The organism is Alcaligenes sp. GW821-FHT11D07 (genome assembly GCF_058808495.1).
In genome coordinates this window covers 1-26,708 of sequence record NZ_JBXART010000001.1, presented here as the reverse complement: position 1 = coordinate 26,708, position 26,708 = coordinate 1, and the positions used below count along the sequence as shown (strand labels likewise).

Here is a 26,708-nt window from a genome sequence, read left to right as displayed (position 1 = left end):
TCCCATAATGGCTCTATCACGCTTGGCAGAGTCGCATGAATTATCCCAAAGCTCCCAGTCCCCAAACGCTGCAGTTTTATTCCACCGCCAGCTATCGTTGCAGCTACTTGCCTGAGCAACAGGCGCGCTCTTTGGTTGCCGCTCCTGCGCACCTGATCAACGATACGGTGTATTCAAAACTGGTGCAGCAAGGCTTTCGGCGCAGCGGCACCTTCACGTACCGCCCCTATTGCGATCAGTGCCGTGCCTGCCTGCCTTTGCGTTGCGACACCTTGCATTTTCAGCCCGATCGTTCCCAACGGCGAGCCAAAAAACGACATGAAAACCTGGTAGTGCAAGATCTGCCCTTGCACTGGAACGCCGAACACTACGCACTGTACCGACGCTACCAAGCCAGCCGCCACCCCGGTGCAGGCATGGACGAAGATGACCAGTCCCAGTACGCCCAGTTTTTGCTGGCCAGCCACGTCACATCACGCTTGCTGGAGTTCCGCGAACCTGATGGCACCTTGAAGATCGTGGCGGTAATCGATGTGCTGCAAGACGGCTTGTCTGCCGTTTATACCTTTTTTGACCCGGATGATACCGGCAGTCTGGGCACCTATGCCGTGCTCTGGCAACTGGACTATTGCCGACAACAATCCCTGCCCTGGCTCTATTTAGGCTATTGGATCGAAGAAAGCCGTAAAATGGCCTACAAAACCCGCTTTCGCCCCTACCAGCTCCTGATGAAAGGTCGTTGGGAATGGCTGGCTTAACGTCCTCTTGTATCGATCCCCATGTCTGCCCTATTCAGCCTTTATCCCTTGGCTCGCCGGGTGCTGTTCAGTCTGGATGCTGAACACGCTCACGAACTTACTCTGAAATCCCTGCACTGCGCCCACCAGACCCCTGTTCTGGGCAGCCTGCTGAAAGATCTTCCCAGCAAGCCTGTGGAACTGATGGGGCTAAAGCTGCGCAATCCCGTTGGCCTGGCCGCGGGCCTGGATAAAAACGGCGCGCACATTGATGCACTGGGCGCTTTGGGCTTTGGTTTTGTTGAAGTGGGAACTGTCACCCCCAAAGCGCAGCCCGGCAATCCTAAACCGCGTCTTTTCCGCCTGACGCAGGCCAATAGCCTGATCAACCGCTTTGGTTTCAATAATGACGGGCTGGACACCTTTATTGAAAATGTGCGCCGTAGCCAATTCCGCAGCCAAGGTGGCATTTTGGGGCTGAACATTGGCAAGAATGCGAGTACACCGATTGAGCAAGCGGATCAGGACTACCTGACCTGCCTGCGTGCGGTCTATCCTCACGCCGACTACGTCACCGTCAATATCTCTTCTCCCAACACGCAAAACCTGCGTGCCTTGCAAGCTCAGGATGAGCTGGCCCGACTGCTGGGTGCCCTGCAAGCGCTGCGCCTGGAACTGGCCGACGAGCACAAACGCTACGTGCCCATTGTGGTGAAGATCGCCCCCGATCTGGATCAGTCGCAGATTGATGCCATTGCCGACACCGTACCCGGCCAAGGCTTGGATGGCATCATCGCCACCAACACTACCCTGTCGCGTGATGCGGTCCAAGGGATTCCTCATGCTCAGGAGCAAGGCGGTCTATCCGGCCCACCCGTTCATGAGTTGTCTTTGAACGTCATTCGCCGTCTGCGCGAACAGCTAGGCCCTGACTTTCCCATTATTGGTGTGGGTGGTATTGAGTCAGGCCGTCAGGCTCAGGAAAAAATTCAGGCGGGTGCTCAAGCCGTTCAGCTGTATACGGGTTTGATCTACAAAGGCCCAGCTTTGATTTCCGATTGCATTCGAGCCCTGTAAAACTTGCCCTGCCCGCTTTGCAAGGGCATGAGGCATAAAAAAAGCCAGCTCAATGAGCTGGCTTTTTACTTGCTGCCGAATAAAGGCAGCAGGTCCGGATTTACTTCTTGACGTTAGCAGCAGCGGTAGCGGCTGCAACAGTCTGGTTGCTGGCTTCGGTAACTTGAGCAGCAGCCTTCAGGCTGGCATTAGTTGCAGCTTGGAAGTTGCTTTCAGCAGCATCAGCAGCCTGACGAGCGGCTTTAACCACAGTCTCGGCAGCGTTGGAAGCAGTAGCGAAAGAAGACTTCAGCAAAGCAACGGCGCTTTCAGTGCCCGTAGGAGCATTTTTAGCCAGTTGATCGATAGCTTCAGAAGCGTGTTGCTGGCCTTGTGCCAGTTGAGCTTCGGCGATGCGCGACAGGTTCAGTTGCAGATCGGAGAAGATGTCGTACACGCTTTTCCCGTATTGCAGAGCTTGAGCTGCATTAGGCTTGACAGCGCTTTGCGACAAAGCCACTACGTCTTGCACGTCTTTGGCGTTGATGGCTTGCTGGGATTGACCAGCAGCTTGCTCAAAAGAACTACGCAGCAGATTCAGGTTCAGACCAACCAGTTTTTCAAAGCCTTGCAGCAATTGGCCTTGAGCGGCAAACAGATTGTTCAAAGTAGCTTGTTGAGCTTCCAGCACGTTTTGGGGAATAGCACTCATGATGATTTCCTTGGAGATACGTGGCTTGGGTTAAGCCAGCGTGAAATTAGTGTCAGTGTTACTAGACAAGGGTCTAAGAAGGCCCGGCCCACTCGCAACTACGCAAGGCAAACCTTCTATGTTGCAGCGCAACAATTCAACTTTAAGCGCTATCCAAAGCAAAGTCAACGAGATTTGCTGCAACGCAACAAAATAACACTTACTCTTCTTGCAGACGCTATAAACACCGTAAAAACACGGGCTTAGCGCTGCTTGTCGTATCCCAGGGTTTCGGAAATCTTGGCCGCCGTGCTGAGCAGAACGGGGATCCAGTCGTCGTGCAGGCGCTCAGCCGGAGCAGACAGAGACAGGCCCGCCAAAAGCTTGCCCGTATCGTCGTAGACACCCGCAGCAATACAGCGCACGCCCATTTCCAGTTCTTCATTGTCGCGGGCATAACCCAAACGACGCACTTGGGCCAGTTCGCGCTCCAGCAATTCCAACTGAGTGATGCTGTTACGGGTAGCACCAGCAAGGCCGGTACGCATCACATAGGCTCGCACTTGACGAGGCTCCCAGGAAGCCAAAAACAGCTTGCCGGTGGAGGTCAAATGCAAAGGAGCATGGCCACCAATGGCGCGCACCACCTGCATTCCCGAGCTTTCGCTCCAGGACCGTTCTACATAGACAATTTCATCGCCTTGCTGCAAGGACAAGTTCACTGTTTGGCCGGTGAATTTGTGCAGCTCGCGCATAGGAGCCAAGGAGGCCGCGCGTACGTTCAAGCGTCCCTTGACCAGGGAGCCTAGTTCGAGCAAGCGCATGCCCAGACGATACAAGCCACTGTCCACACGTTCGACATAGCGGCCCACCACCAGATCATTCAGGATACGGTGAGTTGTCGATGTATGCAGACCAGTTGCAGCGGCCAAATTCTTCAAAGCTACCGGCTCAGATTGTTTGGCCAGCTCGTCCAACAAAATCATGGCACGTTCCAGAACCTGGATCGACATCTGACCACCATTGCCGGACGATGCACTAGCTGGCGTAAAGGAATTTGTTGTCATTATTAGGAGAATTATGATGCAACGCAACAAATTCCATAATATGAAATGGCCGCGCGCTTGGCAAGTGCTATTTTAGCGCGGGACTCAGACTTCCTCCCAAGTCCAACACCTGCTGCCGCAAATACGCCAAGGCCTCGGCAGCCGGCTCGGGCTCCCCTTTTACACCCAGATCAATATGGGGCTGTCCGCCTGACTCCCCCACGCTAGGCAAGCTGAATGCTTTCACGCCCGGCCAAGTCAGCTCTATATGCTCCATCGCCGGCGTAATACGGGATTCGGGCAAATTAAAGGCCAGGAAAGAATGCTCTACCCGATGCGCCAAATGGTGCAGGTCCCGGTAACGGGTATCCAGCGTCCACTCCATCATGGGCCAGGCCATAACTGGGAAACCGGGCATAAAAGTGTGGTTGCGGATGAAAAAACCGGGAATCTTGTTATAGGAGTTAGGCACAATTTGCGCCCCTTCCGGAAACATCCCCATCTGCAGGCGCTGTTGATTCTCCGGCAGGGACATGTCCGCACTGCCTACGCCATTGCGCTCGTTCTCGGCACAACGCTCAGTAATCAAGGCTTCTGCTTCAGGGTGCAGCGTCAATGCAAGGCCCAAGGCCTTGGCAGCCGCCTGACGGGTTTGGTCATCTGGCGTGGCACCAATCCCGCCACAGCAAAACACAATGTCCGGCGTTGCGAAACTACGCTCCAAGGTCGCGGCAATTGTATCCAGATCATCAGGGATAATCTGTGCCCCGCCCAGTTGCAAGCCTCTGGCGCCCAGCAGCTCAATCATTTTTAAAAAATGTTTATCGTAACGACGTCCAGACAGGATTTCGTCACCGATGATAATCAGGCGAATGATGGCGTGATCCTTAGTTGTCATAGTCAATAAGCGAATGAGAAGCCGCCGCTGCTTCTTGCTGACGCAGGCGACGCAGGTTTTCCAAAGAGAAGTGGGCAAATACCAAAGACGAGAATACGGGCAATACCAGCCAGGCAGGCGGGATCAGGTTCAATAAAGCAAAAACCAGACCGATCAGCCAATACTGGCGGTTCAGGCGAGACCACAGAAACTTGCGCTCTTTTACCGTGGCGTGTTCAACCAAAGAGTCGACTCGCAAAATACGCGTCAAGGCAAAGACCCACCACAGCACGGGCAGAATCAAGGCAAAAGGCGGAAAGATCCATAAAGGCAGCGTCACCAGCCAACCCACTACGAACAAAGTGCCCACCCACACGGCATTCCAGATACTGAAGACCGTGGCATTTTGGCCTTGTTGGATGACATCGGGATAGTCTTTCTGCTGCAAGTGCCCCAATACCAAAGGCATGACCAGCACGGCCGCGATAATCAGCCCGAGCACACCCGCCAAGGGCAACAAAATACCCAGCGCCAGCAAGGGAGCTAAATACACCTTGAGCGAAAACAGCCCCAGCCCCACAAGCCACTGATCAACGGATTCGAAGGCATTCCAGCCTCCCAGCAACTGCAACAGCCAGTTTTGAATGGGCGTCCACAACAGCCAGCTCAGCAAGATCAGGCCCACAAACATGATCAAAAATGGCATGACCAGAGCCACCAACATGCGCGGCTGAAATTGCGATACCAAGGAACGCTTGAAAGCGGTAGAAACGCTGGCCCAGCTGCCTGCAGGGCCCGATCGTGATTGGGCAGACGAAGAAACGGACATAGTGCTCCTGCTAAGCAAAATCAATTACCCGAGTATCATAGGCACAGTCGCTTCTTTTTGTCTGTATGAAATTATGGCCTTGTTCAACGCCCAACACGATCTACCCGCCCTGGCGGCCCACTTGCAAGCCAATCCGGATGCTTTGCTGATTGCCTGTTTCTGCGCCGAATGGTGCAAAACCTGTCAGCAATATCAGCCCGCTTTTGAGGCTTTGACCACACACTTTCCCCAGGCTTGCCTGATCTGGATTGATATTGAAGAGCAGCCCGAGCTGGTGGGCGATGAAGATATCGAGGACTTCCCGACCTTGCTGATCCAAAATGAAAATGGGACCGTTTTTTACGGTCCCATGTTGCCTCATATCGAACATCTGGAGCGTCTGGTGCACAGCATCTCAGAACGCAGCCCGATTGTTGACGCCGGGCCTGGCGACTTGCGCGCCTTAGTAGCGGCCGCCGCCTAACAGGACGCCCACAGAGCGCTTGCGGGCGCTATTGGCGGGTGTGCTTACGGCAGGCTTGGACGAGGCAGTGCTTGAAGGCTCGTACGGCTTCAGGAAGAAGTCGTCCACTGGCGGAGTATTGGACTGATAAGAGCGACGCTCACCGCGTTCGTGACGGTTGGAACTGGAACGGGCAGGAGCCGTCGACGGCAAATCCAGCTTCAGACGCGGTACAACGGTACCAATCAACTTCTCGATATCTTGCAGCAAGTGCTCTTCGTCGGGTGCCATCAAGGCAATGGCTTCGCCAGAGGCTCCAGCACGACCTGTACGGCCAATGCGGTGCACGTAATCTTCGGCGTTGTACGGCAAATCCACGTTGATTACGCACGGCATACCGGCCACGTCCAGACCGCGAGCGGCCACATCCGTTGCCACCAACACATCCACTGTACCGGCCTTGAAAGCCTCTAGCACTTTCATGCGTTCCAGCTGGCTTTTGTTGCCGTGAATGGACTCTGCTTTAATGCCTTCACGCTCAAGATAGCGAGCCAGTTGCCCGGCACCAATCTTGGTATTGGAAAAGACAATGGTCTGGGTCAGCTTCTTGGTCTTGACCAAATGCACCACCGCGCGACGCTTGTCGTCCGCGGACATCGGGTAGACCACCTGGGTCACATTCGAGGCAGTCGCATTGCGGGCCGCCACTTCGATCTCGACTGGATCATTCAGGAAGTTGCGGGCCAGCTTGCGAATTTCCTTGCTGAACGTTGCCGAGAACAACAAGCCCTGACGGCTTTTAGGCAGCATGGAAACAATGCGGTCCAGATCGGGCAAGAAGCCCATATCCAGCATGCGGTCGGCCTCGTCCAGCACCAGAACGCTGACTTGGCTCAAATTGATCGTGCGCTGATCGATGTGATCAAGCAAACGGCCTGGGGTGGCGATGACAATTTCAACACCACGACGCAGGGCTTCTTTTTGCGGGCCAATATCCACACCGCCAAACACCACGGTCGAGCGCAGCGGAACCGACTTGCTGTAGAGCGCGATACTTTCAGCCACTTGATCAGCCAGCTCACGAGTTGGCGTCAACACCAAAGCCCGCACTGGGTGGCGGGCGGGCGACGCGCTGGTCGTGGCGTGTGCCATCAGCAGGTTCAGGATGGGCAGGGAAAAAGCCGCCGTCTTACCTGTACCGGTCTGGGCTGCCCCCATGACATCACGGCCGGCCAGCACCACGGGAATCGCCTCCGCCTGAATAGGCGTAGGCTTGGAATAACCAGCGGCGGTAACGGCGCTTAATATTCCAGGGTGCAGACCGAAATCAGCAAACGTAAGGTCATCGGAGATCGAAGGAGTTTTATCTGTCATGTACGCAAAAAGTCGGCTTGCCACGAGCGGCAAGCATTTGTAACAATCCTATTTTAACTTATGCCAGCCTGCCAGTGCAGCAGTATTGGACAGTAAGTCTTCGCATCAGGATCTCAAGGCATCACGGCACGTAGTAGCCAAAATGCCACCATCCCGGCCACGATTACCCAAACCGCATTACGGGTACGGATAAAGACCAGCACAGCTACCAGGCTGGCCAGCGCTTTAATATCCAATCGGGGAGTGTCGCCATAAGACCAAGGCAAAAGTTCCGGGATAATAATTGCTGCCAGAGCAGCTACCGGAGCAAAGCGCAAGGCGCGCCGCATACGTTCGGTCAGGGGCAGCAAATCACCAAACATGAAATAGCCTGATCGGGTCAGCAAGCTGCACAACACCAACAGGGCGATTGCACCCAAAACGTACCAATCATACTGCCAATCGCTCATCACCGTGCATCCCTATGCCGTTGCAGTTGTTCTGCCGCCACGCCAGCCAGCACTCCACCGAGCACCGCGGCGACCAGCCCCAAACGCAAGGGCAAGGCCTGCCCCACCCATGCAATCACGCTGGCTGTGATCAAACAGGACCACATGGCACGGTTATTGACCAGCGGAATCAACAGCGCCAGCAAGGCCAGAATGGCCGCAAACTCCAGGGACCAAGACGGCGGCACATAGGTGCTAAGCACAATGCCGGACAAAGATGCGATCTGCCAGCTCAACCACCCCGGCAAGATAATGCCCAGGTAATACCATAAATGCTCGCGCGAGCCGCGCTCTTTGGCGTCGCCATACTTGGACATGAACAGCACAAACACCATATCGCTGGTGATGTAACCCAAGCCCAGGCGTTTTTTCCAGCTCAGGTGCCGAAAGAAAGGCTGCAAGGCCGCCCCAAAAATAATGAAGCGAATATTGACGATGAACCCCGCAGTGAAAATCAGCCACAATGGTGCGTGGGATTCAATCAAGGGCAACGCCGTGAGCTGCGCCGAGCCAGCGTAGACAAACAAAGTCATCAAGGTGGCCTCGAACATGCTCAGCCCTGACTTGACCATCGCCACCCCGGTCACAAAGCCCCAGACAACGGTGGCAATCATGGCGGGTATGAAATCGATAAACCCGGCGCGCATGTGCACACGGTCCTGTGCACCGGGCATCAAGGCCGATAATCTTGTGATGGCTGACACGCCGTCTCCTGAGATGAGTTGCCGACAGGTTGTAAACAGCTGTGGCCACTTTGCTTGTAATTTTCTTATTCTAGAAGCAAAAGTCGGAGCAGAACATCTCGCTCACCCAATATGGTCACGAAAAAAGAGGCTGGCTCTTGCTACAATCGCTAGTCTACGCATGTAAAGTTCGGCACCGCCGTCACGTGCAAGGTATTCTTACCCCTCTCATTGTTTATCAGGAACCCTATGAGCGCCGCTATCGAACCTAAAAAAGCAGATCACGAACTGATTATGGTCGGAGCCGACGATCTGCCCGTGCACTGCCCCCGTCCCGGCAGCCCACTGTGGAATATGCACCCTCGCGTGTTTATCGATATCAGCAAAACTGGCGAAGCCGCTTGTCCTTACTGTGGTGCCCGCTACCGCCTGAAAGAAGGCGAGAAGGTTCACGGTCATTAATTTCTGAATCTGGCTTCGTTGGACCCTACTGCCCCCCCCTCTGGCGCCTCTTTAGAACCGGACCTTGCGTCCGGTGCTTACGCGCAACCCTGGCGTCAAGCTGATGTGGTGGCACGTCTGGACTCCAGCGCCTGCCCGCTGCCCGCCTGGTTACCTGGCGGACACCTGCAGACCATTCACGCGGCATTTTTTGCCCGTCATCACCACATTGCCTTCGTGCGCCAGCGGATCGATACGCCTGATGGCGACTTTCTGGATTTGGATTGGACCGGGCCAGGTCTATTTGCGGACAAACTGGCCAATGGCGCCACCGCTCAGCCCGATGCCCACCTGGCCCGCACCGCCGCCCGGCGCTGGATGCAGCCCCAGGATTGGGATAGCCTGCCCAGCAGCGCAGATACCCATGCATTGGTCTTGTTCCATGGTCTGGAAGGCAGCAGCCGCAGCCATTACATCCAAGCCATTGCCCAGTATTTTCGTGCCCGTGGCTGGATTGTCGTGGTCGCCCATTTCCGGGGATGCTCTGGCTTTCCCAACCGCATGGCACGCGCCTACTACTCGGGCGACTCCGAAGAAATCAGCTTTATCCTGAACACAGTTCGCAGCCATCTGCCCAATGTGCGCTGGCATGCAGCTGGCACGTCATTGGGCGGCAACGCCATGCTCAAGTTTGTCGGTGAGTCGGGCAACGGGCTGCCTTGGTTGCAGGCTTGCGCCTCTATTTCCGTTCCTCTGGATTTGGTGGCCTGCGGTCGTTACCTGTCTGAATCTCGGATGGGGCGATGGTTTTACTCGCCCTACTTCCTGAAAAGCATGCGCCGCAAGTTGCAAGACAAGGCCCACCGTTTCCCGGGCATGGTCGATACGGCCCGCTTGAATCAGGCCCGCACCATACGGGACTTTGACGATATCTATACCGCCCCCATGCATGGTTTTAGCCATGCTCTGGATTACTGGACCCGTGCGTCCAGCAAACCCCTGCTGCGTGATATCAAAGTCCCTACGCTGGTCTTGAATGCCCGCAACGATCCTTTCGTGCCGCATGCCAGCTTGCCAACCGTTCAGGATTGTTCCGATTCGATCTTGCTGCACCAGCCAGCTCAAGGCGGGCATGTGGGTTTCATCACGGGCAGCATTCCGGGCAATATGGGCTGGTTGCCCGCGCGCTTGGCCCGCTTCTTTGAAACCAATAGCTAATTAGCTACCAGCTCAGGCAGGCCAAGTCGCTTCGGATATCAGGAGCGGAACCGCTCCAGCAGCACGCGTTCACTTTCGACACGCTCGCGCAATTGGCGGATTTGCGTATCCAGCTCGGACTGCTGATAGAAGTCTTCAGTCAGATTGCGGGCCTGCTGCAATTGCTCAACCGCCGTCGGCAGCGCCCCCACCAATTCATAATATTCGGCCATGGCACGGCGAGCCTTCACGCCATCCCCCAGTCTGTCGTAGGTCTGCGCCAATAGCTGGTGCAACTGCGGTACATCCGGCCATTGCTTGATGCGGTCCATCAAGAACAACTGGGCCTGATCGTTTTGCCCCAATTGCTGCAGCACCTGCACATAAGCCAAGGCAACACCCTGACTCTTTGGCCAACGCTGCCAAGCCTGCTTGGCTAAGGCCAAAGCTCCCTGGACATCCCGGTCCGCAATCGCAATACGAATATCCAGGGTATCCAGCTCAGGGGCCTGATACTTGTCTTGGGCGCGTGCCTGTGCCAAAAGGGAGCGCGCCTGCCCATAATCCTGACGGCCTTGTGCAATATAAGCCAAGCCATACAGCGCCGCCGAACGCTCTAGTTCAGTTTTCGCCTGGTTTGCATTGCTTTGCAGCCCTTGCTCCAGCACACGCAGCGATTGCCCGCCACCGGCCTGCATCACCATCAATTTGGCGCGGATATACCAGAACGAGGCTGTATCTTGATAATTGTTGCTCGGCAAACCACGGACCCGGTTACCGATGTCGGATTCACGCTGTTGGGAGATAGGGTGAGTACTGGCGTATTCATTAGCCGTCGCACGCTCATTCAAGCGCGATGCCGCAGCCAGACGCTGAAACATCTGCACCATGCCTTGCGGCTCATATCCCGCCTTGAGCAACATGTCGAAGCCCACCCGGTCAGCCTCTTGCTCGGCCTGACGCGAGAAACCTAACTGCCGGTCTACTGCTGCTGCCTGACCGAAAGCCGCCGCCCCCATCGCCAGATCACCACTACCGGCCAAGGCACCCAGCAGCGCCCCCGCCAAAGCCGCGATCAACAAATGATTGCTTTGTGCACTTTGGGTAATGCCCCGTGCAACGTGACGCTGCGCCACGTGAGCAATTTCGTGGGCCAGCACCGAGGCCAACTCCGATTCAGACTGCGACGCGGTAAAAAGACCACTGTGAATGCCGATGTACCCACCGGGCAAGGCAAAGGCGTTAATGCTGCTATCGCGCAAGGCGAATACAGTCACAGGCTGCGCCATGGTGGGACCATACTGCGCCAGCTTGCGGCCCATATCTGTCAGGTATTGGTTGATATCCGGGTCCGACACATATTCGGGTGACCGCCTGCCCTGCTCCATGATGGCATTGCCCAAGGTCCGCTCTAAGGCGGGGGACAACTCAGCGCCAGAGGCAGCGCCCATAGAAGGTATCCCCATGGGTTGCGCCTGCACCGGCACAATCGCGCTGAACGCCAGCGACAATGCCACACTTAAGGACAGCAAGGAACGGGCGGGTTTAGACTGCATTGTTACTCCCGACAAAATCAATTGGCCCTGGCCATCATAGCCTTTGTCCGCCTGCGAGATTCTGGCAAACGGTTACGCGCAGACAGGCGCATCAAGGTGCCCAGCGCGTACAAAAGACCAAACACTTCTACCAGGCCCGCCAGCACCCACATGATCAGGCCACCCATAACTTGGTCAGCCAAGGCGTCCATTCCCGGAATGGCACGGCCACATAAATCAAAAATGGGGTACAGATCGTACTCGGTAAAGGTGATGATGGCACCCACAAGCATTTGCGGCACCATCGTGATGACCGGCGAAAGTATACGCCCACCTGCAGACAGCCGTGCAGGCGGAGAAGGCCGCCGGTCCAGGATCAGGTTCCAGTACAAAATACCGCTGATGACAACGGACCAATTCATGAAACGGTACAGGCGCCAATCCAGCATGGAGTAGAACTGCACTGTGGGCAGCATCCAGATCAGGACCAGAAACACAAAAAGGAAGGCGACCAGGATGGGGTTGGTCAGGACTGCCTGCACGCGTCGGCCGGTGGGGCGGCGTAGCCATTGGGCCAAAGCACGGCGCCAGCTTAAGGGCAGGCCAGCTCGCAGTGTTTGCCCCGGGTAGGCGCCCATCAACAACAAGGGGCCCAGATGATGCAAGATCAAATGCTGGGCCCGATGGATGAAGAACATGCGCTCAGCGTAATAGTCCAGGCGCGTGTGCAGGGAAAGATAGAGTAATAAAAGACCAGACCAAAACAGACACTGACGCAGCAAATTGGGGCGGTGTACTTTCCGCCCCTGTACGTACAAAGCAATGACCAGGAAAAAGGTCAAAAGCAGAACAGGAGAAAACTCCCAAGGTGTCAGCCAGTCAAGCAAGGACATAGCAGCGCCATCCGCAGATCCAGTTGCGGTTTAGTTTATAGCAATACGCTGGCGCCCTGCCCACTTCACATTGAGTACACCGGGATAATCCTGAATCATGCGCGCACGTTGCATCAGTTCAGCACGCAGCTCTGGCGGGCAGGTCAAGGTCACGCAAGCAGTATCGTGAGTATCGGAATGATCTACCTGCACATTGGCCACGCGGATGCCCGCGGTGTTCAGATCCGCATAAATGCGGCGCCGAATCTGGGCCAAATCACCACGAGGGCACACAACCGTCAAACGCGAGACGGACAAAGGAGCACGGGCACGCAGGGCAGAAGCCTGGATGCCGGCACGGCGCAAAAAGAGATCGAAAATACGCATACATTCCCCCTATTGCACATAAATGTTGCAACACAGCAGGACTCGGAAAGCCACAAGCTTTCGTGAGTATGAAATGGCGGGGAATTAAGGCAGCAGAACAGCTACCTGAAAGACACCACGCCCTGAAACTTCCAGGACGCGGCAAGCTGTGAAGGAATCAGCGGGCCTGAACGCGCCTGGACATAGATAAGTCGAACTTAGATCGACTAGCACTGTCGCCGGGGTCGGGATTCACCACACAGCTCCTATAAAACGAAAGAACTTGCATTGTAACGTGCCAAGGCCCCCACCACAAGGGAGAGCACAGGAAAAGCCTTTACTTTACAAGGCACTTGATGCGTCTAATACACAGACAGGTCCAGCCAGCCCATGTAGCGATAAAAGGCCATGATGATGTGCACCAGCCAGAACAGGCTGACATTGGCAAAAGCTACCGTGGCCACAACGGCCGTCAGCACACTGGGCCAACCGTGCTGGTTATGCTGGCTGCTTTGCGGGTTATAGATGGCATCGAAATTTTGGGGGCTGCGCAAGGCCAGAATCACGGCTTCCACAATTCCCGCACTGACAGGCAGGATCAACAAATTGGGGAATAAGGAATCCAAGCCCTGGTGGAACACAATCGCCCCCAGGACGCACAGCGCGGTAAACACGAGCGGCGCATACCAGTAGCGCCTACCCAGATATCGCCCATGGGCGCCCACAGCCCCTAATAAAAGAGACAGCCACGCGGCGGTGACTTTATGGCGAAAAGCTCTGGTTTGTTCAAGTGACAAAGTCTGCTGAGACATGCGGGGCATCCCATCCGGTCTTGTGCTCTGGCCATTGCGCACAGCTGCCATATGTCTGAAGGCCTGCTTAAGGTCTATTTGGCAGCCACCTTCCCGTACAATACCTGAATTACTTCCTTGCCGTCATGAGGTCCCCATGAATGCCACCGACTACGACATCGCCATCTGTGGTGCCGGTCCTGTAGGCGCATCTTTGGCGCTAATGCTGGCTGCCCAGCACCCAAGCCCGTCACGCATCGCCGTTCTGGGGAAAAACTTCAATCTGGCCAGCACCGAACACGCCCAGGGCGATCCGCGCACCCTGGCACTGAATCACGGTAGCCGCCGCCTGATCATGAATCAGCTCAAGGCCTGGCCAGAACGGGCCGCCCTGATGCGCACGGTACACGTGTCGCAAAAAGGACGTCTGGGCCGCTGCTTGATACAAGCCGACGAGTTAGGCGTACCCGATCTGGGAGCCGTGGTCCATTACGACGACTTGCTCTGGAACCTGCACGCACGCCTGCGCGAGAGTGGCGTCACTCTGCTGCCCGCCCAAGCTGCGCAAACCCATTCCGCCCCCACCCAAATCCTGGTGGATCACGACGACGGTCAAGCCAGCGCCTTGATTGCCGTGCAATGCGATGGCGTGCGTCCCCGCGGCGTACAACGCGATTACGGTCAACATGCTTTGCTGACTACCGTGCGCGCCAGCCAGCCACAACAAGGCTGGGCGTATGAACGCTTTACCGACAACGGCCCTTTCGCCGCCCTTCCCCATCCTGATGCCCCCGATCTGTACGGGATTGTCTGGTGCAATAGCCCGGAGCGCAGCCAAGCTCTGGCAGATCTGCCTGTCGCTCAATTCCAGGCTGAACTGATGCAAGCCTTTGGCGAACGTCTGGGCCGTCTGGAGCTGGTTTCCAAACGCCATATCTTTCCCTTGGCCTTTCATGCAGGTCCCAGCCGCCTGTCGGAGCGCCTGCTGGCAGTAGGCAATGCGGCGCAGACATTGCACCCGGTTGCAGGCCAAGGTCTGAATCTGGGGCTGCGGGATGTCGCGCAATTGTCACAGTGCCTGGCCGCCTGGCAAGCAGATTGCCGCCAGCACCCTGGCCCATTTTTAGCGCGCTATGCTCGACTGCGTCGTCCCGACCGTTGGCTTACCGCCGCCATCACCGATACCTTGCCCCGCCTGTTCGCCACCAAGAATCCACTGATTCAACACGCCTGCGGTCTGGGTTTACTGGCCATGGACACCCTGCCTTTCGCGCGCCAACCTTTTGCGCGACAACTGTTGCAAGGCATGCGCGCCTAAACACGACTATCGACCGGCCCCAACGCGGGGCCTTCCACCTTTCTCTTGTAAGTCCTTGCCCACGACCCCGTGTTGCAGGGTTAAAATCTTTTTCATGCGCATCGGCCCCTGGACCCTTCCCAATCCCATTTTCATTGCCCCCATGGCTGGAGTTACAGACAGACCTTATCGTCGTCTGTGCAAAGCCTTGGGCGCCGGTTACGCGGTCTCGGAAATGGCGGCCAGCAATAAGCGTTTGTGGGACAGCGTCAAGACAGCACGACGCCTGAACCACGAGGGCGAAGCTGACCCTGTCGCCGTCCAGATCGCCGGTTCCGACCCGGAAATGATGGCCGAAGCTGCCGTGTTCAACATTAGCAAAGGCGCGCGCATCATCGACATTAATATGGGCTGTCCGGCCAAGAAAGTCTGTAATGTGGCGTCCGGTTCTGCCCTGCTGCGCGATGAAGCCCGTATCGTTGAAATCCTTGAACACGTTGTCAAGGCATGTACTCCCCACCAGGTTCCGGTTACACTCAAGACCCGCACCGGCTGGGATGCGCAATCGCGCAATGCTGTTCGTATTGCCCGCTTGGCCGAAGATATCGGCATTGCCGCATTGACCTTGCATGGCCGCACCCGCTGCGACTTTTATCAGGGCCATGCCGAATACGACACCATACGCGAAGTCAAAAACAGTCTCTCTATTCCGGTCATCGCCAATGGGGATATCGATAGTCCCGAAAAGGCAAAATTCGTACTAGAGTACACCGGAGCGGATGCCGTCATGATCGGTCGGGCCGCGCAAGGGCGCCCCTGGATTTTCCGGGAAATCCTGCATTACCTCGAACATGGTGAACATCGCGCAGCGCCCACTTTTGGCGAACTGCGTGATTGCATGATCGAACACCTGCAAGACCATTACGCTTTCTACGGGCAGCACACTGGTGTACGTACTGCTCGCAAGCATATTGGCTGGTATCTGTCGGACATGCCTGACTCCCGACACTGGCTGGATCAGATTAATCGTATCGAAAACTGTGCAGATCAATTAGAAGCCATTACTCACTGGTTTCAAGAATGCGAACTGGACCAGCCCTACCTCCAATAGAAGACGGCTGTGTGGCTCTTTTGTATTTAAGTACTACGTATACCTTCAGAAAAAAATGTCAACGACCAACCCACTAGAACAGTCCGTACGTGAACGCCTCGAACGCTACTTCGCCGATCTGGGCGAATCCGAGCCACGCGATCTGTTGTCGATGGTCATCTCCTGCGTGGAACGGCCTGTCCTGCAAGTTGCTCTGGAGAAATCCGCCGGCAACCAATCCAAGGCCGCAGAAATGCTGGGCATCACGCGCAGTACCCTGCGCAAAAAGCTTAGCGCCCACAATCTGCAACCCTGATTCCTAACTCTCACGTCTCACCTTCCATGAAAATCCAGACAGCTCTTCTCTCTGTCTCCGACAAAACCGGTATTGTCGAGTTTGCTCAAGCCCTTGCCCAGCGCGGGGTACGGCTTTTATCCACGGGTGGTACTGCCAAGCTGCTGGCCCAAGCCGGCCTGACCGTTACCGAAGTGGCCCAGCACACCGGTTCGCCGGAAATTCTGGATGGCCGTGTCAAGACACTGCATCCCAAGATTCACGGTGGCCTGCTGGCACGCCGCGACAGCGCCGAACACCTGAAGACGCTTGAAGAGCACGGTATTGACCGCATCGATCTGCTGGTCGTAAACCTGTACCCGTTTCGTGAAACCATTGCCAAGCCTGGCTGCACATTTGCCGATGCTGTAGAAAACATCGACATTGGTGGCCCTGCCATGCTGCGCGCAGCCGCCAAGAACCACGGCACCCCTGAAGGCGGCGCCTGTGTCGTTATTGATCCTGCCGACTACAAGCGTGTACTGGCGGATGTGGACGGCCCCGCCGGTCATCCTTCTTACGGCCTGCGTCTGGAACTGGCTGCCAAAGTCTATGCCCACACAGCGGCCTACGACGGTGCAATTGCAGCCTACCTGAGCAGTCTGGCTCAAGCTGAGCCAGCCCAAGACAGCGCGCCCGAAACCAACACTTGGCCTAATGTGCTGACCATTCAGCTCAAACAGCAGCAGACTCTGCGCTATGGCGAGAATCCTCACCAAAGCGCCGCTTTCTACACCGATGCCAGCATCGGTGAAGGCCTGCTGGGTCGCTACAAGCAATTGCAGGGCAAAGAGCTGTCCTACAACAATATTGCGGATGCGGATGCCGCCTGGGAATGTGTACGCAGTTTCGATGCAGGCGCTTGCGTCATCGTCAAACACGCTAACCCTTGTGGTGTTGCTCTGGGTGAAACTGCTGAGCAAGCCTACCGCAAAGCCTTCCAGACTGACCCCACCTCGGCTTTTGGCGGCATTATTGCCTTCAACCGTGAAGTGGATGAAGCGGCTGCCCAAGCCATCAGCAGCCAGTTTGTTGAAGTCTTGCTAGCTCCCTCCTACACCCAGGGCGCCCTGGACGTGTTCGCGGCCAAGAAAAACGTGCGCGTGCTGAGCATCCAGCCTGGTCAGGCGCACAATGCTTTTGACGTGAAGCGCGTCGGTGGTGGCTGGTTGGTGCAAACACCCGACACCTTCCGCGACAGTACGGAAGCCTTCAAGGTTGTCACGCAAGTTCAGCCTACTGCCCAACAAATGCAAGACATGCTGTTTGCCTGGAACGTGGCCAAGTACGTTAAGTCCAATGCCATCGTGTTCTGCGGACAAGGCATGACGCTGGGCGTCGGTGCCGGCCAGATGAGCCGTGTGGACTCCGCGCGAATTGCCTCCATCAAGGCTGAAAATGCTGGTCTGACCCTGCAAGGTTCAGCCGTCGCATCCGATGCTTTCTTCCCTTTCCGCGACGGTCTGGATGTCGTCGCCGAAGCTGGCGCGACCTGCGTGATTCAACCCGGTGGCAGTGTGCGCGATGACGAAGTCATTGCCGCCGCCAACGAGCGTGGAATTGCCATGGTCCTGACCGGCACACGTCACTTCCGTCACTAAGATGCGAATTCTGGGCATAGACCCTGGCTTGCGTCGCACCGGTTTCGGTGTGATTGATGTCCAGGGGCCCAGATTGCTCTACGTGGCCAGCGGGACCATTGTGGTCCCGTCCGACCTGCCTCTTGCAGAGCGGCTAAAGCGGATTCTCACTCATATCACCGAAGTGATTGAACAAAGCAAGCCCGATACCTCTGCCATTGAAAAAGTCTTTGTAAACAGCAATCCCGCCTCTACCCTGCTGCTGGGGCAAGCACGGGGTGCTGCCTTGTGCGCCTTGGCCGTGGGTGGCCTGGATGTGCATGAATACACTGCCTTGCAGATCAAAAAAACGGTCACTGGCAGCGGCCATGCCGCCAAAGAACAAATACAACTGATGGTCCAGCGGCTGCTGCAATTAAATGGCCTGCCCGCACCTGACTCGGCCGATGCGCTGGCCTGCGCCATCAGTCATGCTCATCACGCCAGCGTGGTGGGCGGCCTGCAAAAAAGCGGAGCCATAACGACAGGTCCGCGCCGCCGCATTCGCGCTGGCCGGATCTTGGGTTAACTATCCAGAAGGAATGTCATGATAGGTCGCATTCGGGGTACCTTGATCGAAAAACACCCTCCTACCATCTGTGTGGATGTGGGCGGAGTCGGTTACGAAATTGATGTCCCCATGAGCACGCTCTACCAAATGCCGGAACTGGGCGCACAGGTCACCCTGTTCACGCACTTGGCGATTCGTGAGGATGCTCATGTGCTGTTTGGCTTTTCCAGCCTGAATGAGCGCAGCACGTTCAAAGCCTTGATCAAAGTAACTGGCATTGGAGCCCGTACCGCTTTATCGCTGTTGTCGGGCATGAGTGCCGACGAACTGGCAGATGCCATCACGCGCCAGGAAACAGCGCGTCTGGTAAAGGTTCCCGGTATTGGCAAGAAAACAGCTGAACGTCTGCTGCTGGAATTGCGTGGCAAACTAGGTGCCGATCTAGGTACAGGTGGTACTGTCAACGCCGTCCCCAATAGCCGTGATGATGTTTTGCACGCACTGGAAGCACTGGGATATTCCAATAAGGAAGCCAGTTTGGCGGTCAAGACCTTGCCCGATGATATTGATGTATCTGAAGGGATCAAACAGGCTTTGAAATCCTTATCCCGCGGATAACAAGGGCTGTTACGTATAAAAAAGGGGCCGTTCATGTGAACGGCCCCTTTTGTTTCTGCGCTCTTGTCTACTTGCCTGCTTATCTGCTTGCCTACTTACCTGCTTACCTGTTCATCGGTTCGCTGGTTCGCTGGTTCGCTGGTTCGCTGGTTCGCTGGTTCGCTGGTTCGCTGGTTCGCCAGTCAAGTGTGACCCACTGTTTGGAGAGTGGACGCCTGTCTTTCCTGCGCTCAGAAATAATTCCAGCGATCAGGCAAGCAGTCGCCCCAAGTTGGAAACATCCACATTACCGCCACTGATCAGCACACCTACTTTACGGCCTTGCAGATCCCCCTGACGCATGACGGCCGCAGCCCCTAGACATCCGGTAGGCTCCACCACCATCTTCATTCGTTCTGCAAAGAAACGCATGGCCTGAACCAACTCGTCATCAGGCACCGTCAAAATATCGGTGACCATGCTACTTATCAATTCAAAAGTCATGGGAGCCAAGGCTTGCGTCAAAGCACCATCAGCAATCGATGCGGGAGGTGCAATCTTGACGATCTCCCCACTACGTAAAGACTGCTGGGCATCATCGCCTGCCTGAGGCTCCACCCCAAAGACTTCGCAATGAGGAGCCATTGCCTTGGCCGCCAGCAGGCAACCCGACAACAAACCACCTCCCCCTAAAGGAACATAGAACTGCTGCAAATCAGGGACTTCCTGGAACAGCTCCAGTGCCGCAGTCCCCTGACCCGCAATCACATCAGGATGAGCAAAAGGCGGAATCAAAGTCAGGCCTTCACGCTCTACCAGCGTTTGTGCAATCTGGGCACGGTCTTCAGTCAAGCGATCATATTCAATCACTTTGGCCCCATAACCGCGCGTTGCCGCCAGCTTGGCAGCAGGGGCATCGGAATTCATGATGATGGTGGCGGGAATTCCCAACAGCTTGGCCGACAAGGCCACGGCCTGGGCATGGTTGCCAGAAGAAAATGCCACCACACCGGCCTTTTTCTGTTCAGCCGTTAAACGCGCCAAGGCATTGAAACCACCTCGAAACTTGAAAGCGCCAATACGCTGAAAGTTCTCGCACTTGAAGTAGACTTCGCCATTCAGGCGCTCATTCAGGGTGCTTGAAGTCAATACCGGCGTGCGGTGGGCTACAGGTGCCAAGCGCTCTGCGGCCGCCACAACATCAGAAAAATCAGGTAATTCCAGGGACATGGCTAAGATCTCGATTGAAAAATCCAGCCCACATTATGCGGGATGCCTGGCAAAGAGGCCTAGACCCGCCAACACAAAATCGGCCATGGCATCCCGGCGCACGAGGTTGAAGTGCAGCTGCTTGCCCTATGGATGGGTCCCCAGTACTCAGGCGGCTAGCGCTTGGTGTACCATACTGTATATTCAATCAGCTTAGTCATCATGGCAATTCACTCCGATTCGCTCTCCAGCCTGCCTTCTGAACAGCGCATCATCACGCCCAAACCCTTGTCGCCCAACGAAGAGTCCATCGAGCGCGCCTTACGGCCCAAGATGCTGGACGACTATGTGGGACAGGCGCGGGCATGCGAGCAGTTGGAAATCTTTATTGCTGCTGCACGGCAACGCCAGGAAGCCTTGGATCACGTCTTACTCTTTGGCCCGCCCGGCTTGGGCAAAACCACCCTGGCGCACATCATTGCCCATGAGATGGGGGTGAACCTGCGCCAGACCTCCGGCCCCGTGCTGGAACGCCCTGGTGATCTGGCCGCCTTGCTGACTAATCTGGAACCCAACGACGTCTTGTTTATTGACGAGATTCACCGTCTCTCGCCCGTCGTGGAGGAAATCCTGTACCCCGCGCTGGAAGACTTTCAGATTGATATTCTGATTGGTGAAGGCCCGGCAGCACGTAGTGTCAAATTGGATTTGCAGCCCTTTACCCTGGTGGGTGCGACCACCCGCGCTGGCATGTTGACCAACCCCTTGCGAGACCGCTTTGGCATTGTGTCCCGCCTGGAGTTTTACGATGTCAAAGACCTGACCCACATCGTGGCACGCAGTGCTCGGCTGTTAAATGTCAGCACCACGGACGAAGGGACTTACGAAATTGCCCGCCGTTCACGCGGCACCCCCCGTATTGCCAACCGCTTGTTGCGACGTGTGCGCGACTATGCCGAGGTAAAGACAGGCGGAATCATCCACACTGAGTGCGCACAAGCCGCCTTGGCTATGCTGGAAGTAGACCCGCAAGGTTTAGATCTGATGGACAGAAAGCTGCTGGAAGCCATCATCCACAGATTTGATGGTGGGCCGGTGGGCGTAGACAGCTTGGCAGCAGCCATTGGTGAAGAGCGTGACACCATCGAAGATGTGATCGAGCCCTACCTGATTCAACATGGTTTCCTGCAACGCACCCCACGCGGCCGCATTGCAACCCTGAACACCTGGCGTCACCTGGGGCTTACGCCGCCACGCAACACTCAGGGTCAGGAGCTATTCGACGCTGAATAAACCTTAAGCCCGGCGTGCCCAAGGGCGGAAAACCAGCGTCAAAGTAATGGCGATGGACACGGCAGCAGCCAGTAATAAGGCTGTCAGCCAGTGAAAGTAGGTGAAACTTAGCGCCAGCGTGCTGCAGAACCCCGCCAAGCTACCTGTGCCCCACAAGGCCGAGCGTAAGGTGGCCACAAGACTGCCTGCTCCCAGAGTTTGATGAATGGTCACCGCCACCACGGTGTAGCCAATAGGAAAGGCCATAATCAGGCCTGACAGGCTAGGTCCCAGCAAAGAGCTGCTCGTAGTCACGACAGCGACCAACAAGCCTGCCAGTGTCCCTCTGAATATCAGCAAGCCCCAGCCAGCTGCAGCTTTACTTGTCCCCTTCATACCTGCCAGGCGACGTGACATGCGCAGACTAAAGGCCGTAATGGCAATGAACAAAGTAATGCCCAACCAAGGCTGCACGGGCATGAAGGACAGCATAAAAGCGGCAGCTGCCCAGCCAAGCACCGCGCACAACAAGGTGCGCCAGGGCGACAAGGTGGGAGCGCACAAGATGATCAACAGCAAAAACAGCTGGGTCGCACTGAGCGAATACACCGCATAGGTGGCCGCCTGCTGCACGTAATCGGCCGGAAACTGTTGCGCCAGAAAATAAAACCCTGGCCCCAGCACCATGGGCAAACCCGCTAAAGCACCGCCAATCAGCGGCCCAAAGGCTCCTACGGACCAGGACACCAACACGACAACCAAGCCCGTCGCCACCATGCGTACCGCAAGGGCGGACCACGCAACATCAAGAAAAACTGTATCCACGGACTTATCACGCGGTGAAACGAGGTATCAAGACCTGCCCGCCCCAATCTGTTTTCAAGACCTGAGACGGGCCGTGTCTTTAATACTTAGCTCACCACACTCCAGTTCAGAGATTCACCCGCAGCCAGAGGGATGAGCGGCTCACCCGCCATTTCCACTGACTCGGGAATCAAGAACTCGCCGCGTTTCAAGGTCATGGTCTGTTCATTGACAGGCAGGTTGTAAAAAGCGGGCCCATTCAGGCTGGCAAACGCCTCCAGACGGTCCAGGCGCCCGGCTTTGTCAAAGGCCGTGGCATACAGCTCCATAGCGTGCAGTGCCGTGTAGCAGCCCGCACAGCCACAGCTTTGTTCCTTACGGCTACGGGAGTGCGGAGCGCTGTCTGTTCCCAGGAAGAAACGATTGCTGTCGCTGGTGGCAGCAGCCAACAAGGCCTGACGGTGCTTCTCACGTTTCAGAACCGGCAAACAGTACCAGTGCGGCTGCAGCCCCCCTTGGAACAAGGCATTGCGGTTATACAGCAGGTGATGTGCAGTAATGGTGGCGGCCACCGGGCCCTCTGCCTGGCTGACATACTCGGCTCCTTCTGCTGTCGTCAGGTGCTCAAATACCACCTTCAGCTCCGGGAATGCCTTACGCATGGGGATCATGACCTGCTCAATAAAGACGGCTTCGCGGTCAAATAAGTCAATACGAGGATCAGTGACTTCACCATGCATCAACAATGGCATACCTGATTCCTGCATCTGCTCCAGCACTTTGGAACAGTTTTTCAACAAATCGGTGACACCCGCGTCGGAATTAGTCGTCGCCCCGGCGGGATACAGTTTTACCCCGTGCACGACGCCGCTGTCTTTAGCACGGCGGATTTCATCTGGCTGGGTATTGTCGGTCAAATACAGTGTCATCAAGGGTTCGAACTTTCCGACGTACTCGGTCTTGCCCAAGGCAGTCAAGATACGCTCGCGGTATGCCAATGCCTGCTCCGTCGTGGTGACAGGAGGAGTCAGGTTAGGCATGATGATGGCCCGACCAAATTGCGCCGCAGTATGGCCCAACACCGATTCCAGCACCGCGCCGTCACGCAAGTGCAAATGCCAATCATCAGGGCGACGTATTACTAGGGTATCCACAGTAGGGCTCATCTCTATACTCAATATCAAACAAAACGCCGCAGCTTTATGACCGTCAATAAAGCAACAAGCGTGAACATTGCCTTTCAGCAGGCCGAATCCATCATTATGCTACAGCTACCTGCCCCGCGCATGATTGCGCACAGGAATGCCCAGCCCGAATTCAGGGTGCAATGCAGCAGGCTGTAAACACTGGAAAATCTGCTTACAGACCAGAAAAGCTCATACGCACAAAGGGCTTGGATGTACAGGGGGTATCACGGTATGCTGACAGACAAGTCGTGCCCTAGCGCATAACCCGCCCCTTCAACTCGTTTCTCAGGAGTTCCGTTCATGGCCAGCACTGAAAAAAAGCCTGCTACCCGCAAACCCAATGCAGCCTTCATGAAACCACTCACTCCTAGCCCGACCCTGGCTGCGGTGATTGGCCCTGGCGCGCTGCCGCGTACTGAAGTGACCAAGAAGATCTGGGAATACATAAAGAAGCACGATCTTCAGGACCCCAAAAACCGTCGCAACATCAATGCTGACGATAAGCTGCGTCCCTTGTTCGGAAAGGAACAGGTCTCCATGTTCGAACTGACTAAACTGGTCAGCGCCCACCTGAAATAAGCAAGGGGTGCCTACGCACCTTAGGCACTATCGGGCCGCGACGCTGAGTTTTCAGCCGCGGCCTTTTTTCATGGCGCGGCACAAGCCCGCCCTGCTTTCACCTTGCCATGTCGACTCACACTTACACCCCACCCCATACTGAGCCGCGCGTATTGTGCTGGCTGCGCCGAGACTTGCGCCTGCACGATCATGCCGCTTTGCATCACGCCTTATCCAGCGGTCTGCCCGTCGCCTGTGTATTCATTTTTGACAGCACCATTCTGGAGCCTCTACCGGCAGACGACTTAAGACTGGTCTTTATCCACGACAGCCTGCTACAGGTACAAGATTTACTTCACCAGCGCGGCAGCGAGCTCATCTGCGTTTACGGCAATCCTAAGCAAAAGATCCCTGAACTGGCGGCCAAGCTCAATGCGCAGACAATCTATGCCAATGAAGACTATGAGCCCGCAGCTATCGCTCGTGACCAGGCTATCGCGCGAACATTGGCCGAGCAAGGCCGTACCCTGGCCCTATCTAAAGATCAGCTCATCTTCGCCCGTGATGAAACTCTGACTCAACAGCAACAGCCCTACACCGTCTTCACGCCGTACAAACGCAATTGGCTTAGCCGCATACGTGCGCAGGATGTACAGGCCTACGATTGCTCTGAAGGGAAGTGGGCTCAACTTCCCGCACAAACCCTACCCAGCTTGGCCGACCTAGGTTTCAGTGACAGTCAGCGGGGAAGGCTGCTGAACCCCGCCGGCTGGCAAGGTGCACAGACTTTACTGGAGCAATTCGAGCCCAGAATTCATGCCTATCAAGAACGCCGGGACTTTCCTGCTCAACGGGGTGTGTCTTATCTGGCTCCCCACCTGCGTTTTGGCACCTTGTCAGTTCGTCAGGCGGTTTCCCTTGCCTGGCCCAGTGATTCCGAAGGTGCTGCCACCTGGCTTAGCGAGCTGATCTGGCGAGAGTTTTATCAGCAGTTTCTATGGCACCACCCAGAGAGTGCCACAGAGAGCTTCAAGCCAGCTTATAAAAACTTGGCCTTTCCTAATCGCAAAGACTGGTTCGAGGCCTGGAAAAATGGACAAACTGGCTATCCCATTGTGGATGCGGCAATGCGTCAGCTTAACCAGTCTGCCTATATGCATAACCGGCTGCGAATGATCAGCGCTTCCTTTCTGGTCAAGGACTTGCTGATAGACTGGCGTTGGGGTGAGCAATACTTTGCAGAGAAGCTGCTTGACTACGATATGGCCTCGAATGTGGGTGGCTGGCAATGGGCAGCCTCCACCGGCTGTGACGCGCAACCTTACTTTCGCATCTTTAATCCCGTCACCCAATCACGTAAATTCGATCCGGAAGGACAATTCATTCGGCGCTATGTGCCCGAATTAGCCGCTCTGGATAAACAGGCTATTCACGCCCCTTGGCAGGCTAAACAGCTCCCACTCGAGTTTTCCTTGGGTGAGCACTACCCTACCCCTATCGTGGATCATGATGCACAAAGGCTTCTTGCCTTGGCCTTGTTTCAAAAAACCGTGACCTCAGATTAAATAGAGTGAAATACGCTTTAAGGATATCTATGTCAGACAGCTCTAGACCACCACCTCATACAAGCACTCCCGCGTTGCTGAAGAATCTGCAAGCCGCCCACCCTCAGGCTCAAGTCGCCGTGCTGCACTTCAGCACAGATATGGCTGAAATCAGCTTGGCGCACAAAGGCGTGCCCGTTCATACCGAGCAATTCCCCGAACTCAGTGGGGTCCAGCTCCTGGCCAGTTGCTTTGCGGATTCCAGTTCACGCGCGGCACAGTTAGAGCATGCTATCGAGGTGGTTGAAGACGCCATCATGCCCGCCAGCTTGGATCTGCGTCAGTTTATGGTGTTTGCCAGTGGCGAGCTTGCAGAAGAACTTAGCCTCTGGCTAAACGAGGCTCAGGGAACAGAACAACATATTCTCAGCCGCGACACTATTGACGACCTGTTCACGCTCTATGCCGCTGCCAGCCAAGGGTCTATCAGTCTGAAAATGATCGACACCGCCTCCTTGGACAATGTTCATAAGCTGGTCAACAATCAGAACTTGGGCGCCTATCTCTTGCTGTTACGCGAATGCTTGCACCACATGCATATTGAACAAATTCATTTGCTGGTGCCTTGATAAAGGTAGGTGGCCAAGCGGCTACTCACGTAGCGGGTCCATATACCCTATCCTGCAGATATAAAAAAAGGTGCTCAAAGAGCACCTTTTTTAAAACTTCCGTCTGGGAAATAGCCAGTTTAGTAATCGTGGCCTAAAGCCTGGCCACCCGACAAGGCCAACCAGCCTTTAACCAGACGGTGGATAATCCAGACAAGCGCGACCAGAGCCGTCACCCAACCAATAAAGATGGTGGTCAACAAGGCGCTCAGCACCATCCAGAGCAGACCCCACCAGAATGTTTTGATGACCCAGTCCAGATGACTGGCATAGATCGTGCCGGATGCATCACCGCGTTTGACGTAGGCAAGAATCACAGCTGCTACTGCCGCAGCACCGAAGATACCTGCGCTGATCATAGCCAGAGAAAACAAGCCGTAGCAGATGTGCGTAATCTTGCGCAGCGACAAGCCTGGTTCAAGCTCGGGGCTAATGGGCTGATTCATTCGGTTCTCCTGAAACAAGCATTAACAATAACTATACCGAACCATTTTACCCATACTTTGAGCTTTAACTGTATGACCGTGGCAGGTACGCCACCGTTGGTCGTGGATGTCTATTTCGAGCGCACAAAACAAAACCCCCACAAGCAG

The 26,708-nt window shown here is 55.7% G+C and carries 30 protein-coding genes; 15 read left to right on the top strand and 15 right to left on the bottom strand.

Going from position 1 to position 26,708, the window contains the following annotated elements; genetic code table 11:
* Positions 1-35 precede the first annotated feature (35 nt).
* Positions 36-758: an arginyltransferase gene (locus AC1RSM_RS00150; RefSeq protein ID WP_492928264.1), complete on the top strand. Its 723-nt coding sequence runs from the start codon at positions 36-38 to the stop codon at positions 756-758.
* 21 nt (positions 759-779) lie between these two features.
* Entirely contained in the window at positions 780-1,814 is a 1,035-nt protein-coding gene (locus AC1RSM_RS00145) for a quinone-dependent dihydroorotate dehydrogenase (RefSeq protein ID WP_492928262.1), read from the top strand.
* 100 nt (positions 1,815-1,914) lie between these two features.
* Here the strand turns inward: AC1RSM_RS00145 and phaP are convergent, their stop codons facing one another.
* From phaP to AC1RSM_RS00125, 4 genes are all read right to left on the bottom strand, one after another.
* Entirely contained in the window at positions 1,915-2,505 is a 591-nt protein-coding gene (gene phaP, locus AC1RSM_RS00140; RefSeq protein ID WP_492928260.1) for a TIGR01841 family phasin, read from the bottom strand.
* Positions 2,506-2,747: 242 nt separating this feature from the next.
* Positions 2,748-3,497: an IclR family transcriptional regulator gene (locus AC1RSM_RS00135; RefSeq protein ID WP_492928258.1), complete on the bottom strand. Its 750-nt coding sequence runs from the start codon at positions 3,495-3,497 to the stop codon at positions 2,748-2,750.
* A 121-nt stretch (positions 3,498-3,618) separates the two neighbouring features.
* Entirely contained in the window at positions 3,619-4,428 is an 810-nt protein-coding gene (locus tag AC1RSM_RS00130) for a competence/damage-inducible protein A (protein WP_492928256.1), read from the bottom strand.
* The gene (locus AC1RSM_RS00125) at positions 4,418-5,236 is read right to left on the bottom strand and encodes an EI24 domain-containing protein (protein ID WP_492928252.1); all 819 of its coding nucleotides are present in this window, start codon (positions 5,234-5,236) and stop codon (positions 4,418-4,420) included. Before AC1RSM_RS00125 ends, AC1RSM_RS00130 begins: the two co-directional genes overlap by 11 nt.
* Before the next feature lie 73 nt (positions 5,237-5,309).
* On the opposite strand from AC1RSM_RS00125, the gene AC1RSM_RS00120 reads away from it, so the two are divergent.
* A complete protein-coding gene (locus AC1RSM_RS00120) occupies positions 5,310-5,699 on the top strand; it encodes a thioredoxin family protein (RefSeq protein ID WP_492928250.1) in 390 nt (129 codons plus the stop codon).
* Here the strand turns inward: AC1RSM_RS00120 and AC1RSM_RS00115 are convergent.
* The 3 genes from AC1RSM_RS00115 to AC1RSM_RS00105 all read right to left on the bottom strand — a co-directional run bounded on the left by AC1RSM_RS00115 (position 5,679) and on the right by AC1RSM_RS00105 (position 8,187).
* Entirely contained in the window at positions 5,679-7,052 is a 1,374-nt protein-coding gene (locus tag AC1RSM_RS00115; protein WP_492928247.1) for a DEAD/DEAH box helicase, read from the bottom strand. The two genes, AC1RSM_RS00120 and AC1RSM_RS00115, sit on opposite strands and share 21 nt — an antisense overlap.
* A 113-nt stretch (positions 7,053-7,165) precedes the next feature.
* Positions 7,166-7,501 carry an AzlD domain-containing protein gene (locus AC1RSM_RS00110; RefSeq protein ID WP_492928245.1) on the bottom strand — a complete coding sequence of 112 codons (336 nt, stop codon included), beginning with the start codon at positions 7,499-7,501 and terminating at the stop codon, positions 7,166-7,168.
* Entirely contained in the window at positions 7,501-8,187 is a 687-nt protein-coding gene (locus AC1RSM_RS00105; RefSeq protein ID WP_492931398.1) for an AzlC family ABC transporter permease, read from the bottom strand. Before AC1RSM_RS00105 ends, AC1RSM_RS00110 begins: the two co-directional genes overlap by 1 nt.
* Positions 8,188-8,472: 285 nt before the next feature.
* On the opposite strand from AC1RSM_RS00105, the gene AC1RSM_RS00100 reads away from it, so the two are divergent.
* Together AC1RSM_RS00100 and AC1RSM_RS00095 are read left to right on the top strand one after the other, a co-directional pair.
* A complete protein-coding gene (locus AC1RSM_RS00100; protein WP_492928241.1) occupies positions 8,473-8,685 on the top strand; it encodes a zinc-finger domain-containing protein in 213 nt (70 codons plus the stop codon).
* Positions 8,686-8,790: 105 nt separating this feature from the next.
* Positions 8,791-9,882, top strand: coding sequence for a YheT family hydrolase (locus AC1RSM_RS00095; protein ID WP_492931396.1), 1,092 nt, complete (start codon positions 8,791-8,793; stop codon positions 9,880-9,882).
* A gap of 38 nt (positions 9,883-9,920) precedes the next feature.
* Here the strand turns inward: AC1RSM_RS00095 and AC1RSM_RS00090 are convergent, their stop codons facing one another.
* The 4 genes from AC1RSM_RS00090 to AC1RSM_RS00075 form a co-directional block, all read right to left on the bottom strand.
* Positions 9,921-11,417: a M48 family metalloprotease gene (locus tag AC1RSM_RS00090; protein WP_492928239.1), complete on the bottom strand. Its 1,497-nt coding sequence runs from the start codon at positions 11,415-11,417 to the stop codon at positions 9,921-9,923.
* Positions 11,418-11,434: 17 nt separating this feature from the next.
* Positions 11,435-12,289 (bottom strand): cytochrome c oxidase assembly protein, encoded by an 855-nt coding sequence (locus tag AC1RSM_RS00085; RefSeq protein WP_492928237.1) that lies wholly within the window; start codon positions 12,287-12,289, stop codon positions 11,435-11,437.
* A 30-nt stretch (positions 12,290-12,319) separates the two neighbouring features.
* Positions 12,320-12,655 (bottom strand): hypothetical protein, encoded by a 336-nt coding sequence (locus tag AC1RSM_RS00080; RefSeq protein WP_492928234.1) that lies wholly within the window; start codon positions 12,653-12,655, stop codon positions 12,320-12,322.
* Between the two features lie 341 nt (positions 12,656-12,996).
* A complete protein-coding gene (locus AC1RSM_RS00075; RefSeq protein ID WP_492928231.1) occupies positions 12,997-13,446 on the bottom strand; it encodes a TM2 domain-containing protein in 450 nt (149 codons plus the stop codon).
* Between the two features lie 136 nt (positions 13,447-13,582).
* Here AC1RSM_RS00075 and AC1RSM_RS00070 point away from each other — a divergent pair, with 136 nt between their 5' ends.
* From AC1RSM_RS00070 to ruvA, 6 genes are all read left to right on the top strand, one after another.
* Positions 13,583-14,743 carry an FAD-dependent monooxygenase gene (locus AC1RSM_RS00070; protein WP_492928227.1) on the top strand — a complete coding sequence of 387 codons (1,161 nt, stop codon included), beginning with the start codon at positions 13,583-13,585 and terminating at the stop codon, positions 14,741-14,743.
* A 94-nt stretch (positions 14,744-14,837) separates the two neighbouring features.
* Positions 14,838-15,833, top strand: coding sequence for a tRNA dihydrouridine synthase DusB (gene dusB, locus AC1RSM_RS00065; protein WP_492928224.1), 996 nt, complete (start codon positions 14,838-14,840; stop codon positions 15,831-15,833).
* Positions 15,834-15,888: 55 nt separating this feature from the next.
* The gene (locus AC1RSM_RS00060) at positions 15,889-16,128 is read left to right on the top strand and encodes a helix-turn-helix domain-containing protein (RefSeq protein WP_003803089.1); all 240 of its coding nucleotides are present in this window, start codon (positions 15,889-15,891) and stop codon (positions 16,126-16,128) included.
* Positions 16,129-16,154: 26 nt separating this feature from the next.
* The gene (purH, locus tag AC1RSM_RS00055; protein ID WP_492928221.1) at positions 16,155-17,747 is read left to right on the top strand and encodes a bifunctional phosphoribosylaminoimidazolecarboxamide formyltransferase/IMP cyclohydrolase; all 1,593 of its coding nucleotides are present in this window, start codon (positions 16,155-16,157) and stop codon (positions 17,745-17,747) included.
* Between the two features lies 1 nt (position 17,748).
* On the top strand, positions 17,749-18,294 hold the full coding sequence (gene ruvC, locus AC1RSM_RS00050; RefSeq protein ID WP_492928219.1) for a crossover junction endodeoxyribonuclease RuvC: 546 nt from the start codon (positions 17,749-17,751) through the stop codon (positions 18,292-18,294).
* An 18-nt stretch (positions 18,295-18,312) separates the two neighbouring features.
* Positions 18,313-18,894, top strand: a complete 582-nt coding sequence (gene ruvA / locus AC1RSM_RS00045) for a Holliday junction branch migration protein RuvA (RefSeq protein ID WP_492928217.1) — start codon at positions 18,313-18,315, stop codon at positions 18,892-18,894.
* Positions 18,895-19,143: 249 nt separating this feature from the next.
* Here ruvA and AC1RSM_RS00040 read toward each other — a convergent pair whose 3' ends face one another.
* The gene (locus tag AC1RSM_RS00040; protein ID WP_492928215.1) at positions 19,144-20,103 is read right to left on the bottom strand and encodes a threo-3-hydroxy-L-aspartate ammonia-lyase; all 960 of its coding nucleotides are present in this window, start codon (positions 20,101-20,103) and stop codon (positions 19,144-19,146) included.
* 201 nt (positions 20,104-20,304) lie between these two features.
* On the opposite strand from AC1RSM_RS00040, the gene ruvB reads away from it, so the two are divergent.
* The gene (gene ruvB, locus AC1RSM_RS00035; RefSeq protein WP_492928213.1) at positions 20,305-21,375 is read left to right on the top strand and encodes a Holliday junction branch migration DNA helicase RuvB; all 1,071 of its coding nucleotides are present in this window, start codon (positions 20,305-20,307) and stop codon (positions 21,373-21,375) included.
* Positions 21,376-21,378: 3 nt separating this feature from the next.
* Here ruvB and AC1RSM_RS00030 read toward each other — a convergent pair whose 3' ends face one another.
* Positions 21,379-22,179, bottom strand: coding sequence for a hypothetical protein (locus tag AC1RSM_RS00030; protein WP_492928211.1), 801 nt, complete (start codon positions 22,177-22,179; stop codon positions 21,379-21,381).
* 86 nt (positions 22,180-22,265) lie between these two features.
* Positions 22,266-23,324 (bottom strand): dihydroorotase, encoded by a 1,059-nt coding sequence (pyrC, locus tag AC1RSM_RS00025; protein ID WP_492928208.1) that lies wholly within the window; start codon positions 23,322-23,324, stop codon positions 22,266-22,268.
* A 321-nt stretch (positions 23,325-23,645) separates the two neighbouring features.
* Here pyrC and AC1RSM_RS00020 point away from each other — a divergent pair, with 321 nt between their 5' ends.
* From AC1RSM_RS00020 to AC1RSM_RS00010, 3 genes are all read left to right on the top strand, one after another.
* On the top strand, positions 23,646-23,924 hold the full coding sequence (locus AC1RSM_RS00020) for an SWIB/MDM2 domain-containing protein (RefSeq protein ID WP_492928206.1): 279 nt from the start codon (positions 23,646-23,648) through the stop codon (positions 23,922-23,924).
* Positions 23,925-24,031: 107 nt separating this feature from the next.
* A complete protein-coding gene (locus AC1RSM_RS00015; RefSeq protein WP_492928204.1) occupies positions 24,032-25,468 on the top strand; it encodes a cryptochrome/photolyase family protein in 1,437 nt (478 codons plus the stop codon).
* Between the two features lie 29 nt (positions 25,469-25,497).
* Positions 25,498-26,076 carry a hypothetical protein gene (locus tag AC1RSM_RS00010; RefSeq protein ID WP_492928202.1) on the top strand — a complete coding sequence of 193 codons (579 nt, stop codon included), beginning with the start codon at positions 25,498-25,500 and terminating at the stop codon, positions 26,074-26,076.
* A 119-nt stretch (positions 26,077-26,195) separates the two neighbouring features.
* On the opposite strand, the gene AC1RSM_RS00005 is transcribed toward AC1RSM_RS00010, so the two are convergent.
* Positions 26,196-26,561, bottom strand: coding sequence for a DUF4870 family protein (locus AC1RSM_RS00005; RefSeq protein WP_492928201.1), 366 nt, complete (start codon positions 26,559-26,561; stop codon positions 26,196-26,198).
* Positions 26,562-26,708: the final 147 nt, after the last annotated feature.

Coding starts and splice junctions, on each gene's coding strand:
- AC1RSM_RS00150 (WP_492928264.1), top strand. CDS start 36: ATGAATTATCCCAAAGCTCCCAGTCCCCAAACGCTGCAGTTTTATTCC.
- AC1RSM_RS00145 (WP_492928262.1), top strand. CDS start 780: ATGTCTGCCCTATTCAGCCTTTATCCCTTGGCTCGCCGGGTGCTGTTC.
- phaP (WP_492928260.1), bottom strand. CDS start 2,505: ATGAGTGCTATTCCCCAAAACGTGCTGGAAGCTCAACAAGCTACTTTG.
- AC1RSM_RS00135 (WP_492928258.1), bottom strand. CDS start 3,497: ATGTCGATCCAGGTTCTGGAACGTGCCATGATTTTGTTGGACGAGCTG.
- AC1RSM_RS00130 (WP_492928256.1), bottom strand. CDS start 4,428: ATGACAACTAAGGATCACGCCATCATTCGCCTGATTATCATCGGTGAC.
- AC1RSM_RS00125 (WP_492928252.1), bottom strand. CDS start 5,236: ATGTCCGTTTCTTCGTCTGCCCAATCACGATCGGGCCCTGCAGGCAGC.
- AC1RSM_RS00120 (WP_492928250.1), top strand. CDS start 5,310: ATGGCCTTGTTCAACGCCCAACACGATCTACCCGCCCTGGCGGCCCAC.
- AC1RSM_RS00115 (WP_492928247.1), bottom strand. CDS start 7,052: ATGACAGATAAAACTCCTTCGATCTCCGATGACCTTACGTTTGCTGAT.
- AC1RSM_RS00110 (WP_492928245.1), bottom strand. CDS start 7,501: ATGAGCGATTGGCAGTATGATTGGTACGTTTTGGGTGCAATCGCCCTG.
- AC1RSM_RS00105 (WP_492931398.1), bottom strand. CDS start 8,187: ATGCGCGCCGGGTTTATCGATTTCATACCCGCCATGATTGCCACCGTT.
- AC1RSM_RS00100 (WP_492928241.1), top strand. CDS start 8,473: ATGAGCGCCGCTATCGAACCTAAAAAAGCAGATCACGAACTGATTATG.
- AC1RSM_RS00090 (WP_492928239.1), bottom strand. CDS start 11,417: ATGCAGTCTAAACCCGCCCGTTCCTTGCTGTCCTTAAGTGTGGCATTG.
- AC1RSM_RS00085 (WP_492928237.1), bottom strand. CDS start 12,289: ATGTCCTTGCTTGACTGGCTGACACCTTGGGAGTTTTCTCCTGTTCTG.
- AC1RSM_RS00080 (WP_492928234.1), bottom strand. CDS start 12,655: ATGCGTATTTTCGATCTCTTTTTGCGCCGTGCCGGCATCCAGGCTTCT.
- AC1RSM_RS00075 (WP_492928231.1), bottom strand. CDS start 13,446: ATGTCTCAGCAGACTTTGTCACTTGAACAAACCAGAGCTTTTCGCCAT.
- AC1RSM_RS00070 (WP_492928227.1), top strand. CDS start 13,583: ATGAATGCCACCGACTACGACATCGCCATCTGTGGTGCCGGTCCTGTA.
- dusB (WP_492928224.1), top strand. CDS start 14,838: ATGCGCATCGGCCCCTGGACCCTTCCCAATCCCATTTTCATTGCCCCC.
- AC1RSM_RS00060 (WP_003803089.1), top strand. CDS start 15,889: ATGTCAACGACCAACCCACTAGAACAGTCCGTACGTGAACGCCTCGAA.
- purH (WP_492928221.1), top strand. CDS start 16,155: ATGAAAATCCAGACAGCTCTTCTCTCTGTCTCCGACAAAACCGGTATT.
- ruvC (WP_492928219.1), top strand. CDS start 17,749: ATGCGAATTCTGGGCATAGACCCTGGCTTGCGTCGCACCGGTTTCGGT.
- ruvA (WP_492928217.1), top strand. CDS start 18,313: ATGATAGGTCGCATTCGGGGTACCTTGATCGAAAAACACCCTCCTACC.
- AC1RSM_RS00040 (WP_492928215.1), bottom strand. CDS start 20,103: ATGTCCCTGGAATTACCTGATTTTTCTGATGTTGTGGCGGCCGCAGAG.
- ruvB (WP_492928213.1), top strand. CDS start 20,305: ATGGCAATTCACTCCGATTCGCTCTCCAGCCTGCCTTCTGAACAGCGC.
- pyrC (WP_492928208.1), bottom strand. CDS start 23,324: ATGAGCCCTACTGTGGATACCCTAGTAATACGTCGCCCTGATGATTGG.
- AC1RSM_RS00020 (WP_492928206.1), top strand. CDS start 23,646: ATGGCCAGCACTGAAAAAAAGCCTGCTACCCGCAAACCCAATGCAGCC.
- AC1RSM_RS00015 (WP_492928204.1), top strand. CDS start 24,032: ATGTCGACTCACACTTACACCCCACCCCATACTGAGCCGCGCGTATTG.
- AC1RSM_RS00010 (WP_492928202.1), top strand. CDS start 25,498: ATGTCAGACAGCTCTAGACCACCACCTCATACAAGCACTCCCGCGTTG.
- AC1RSM_RS00005 (WP_492928201.1), bottom strand. CDS start 26,561: ATGAATCAGCCCATTAGCCCCGAGCTTGAACCAGGCTTGTCGCTGCGC.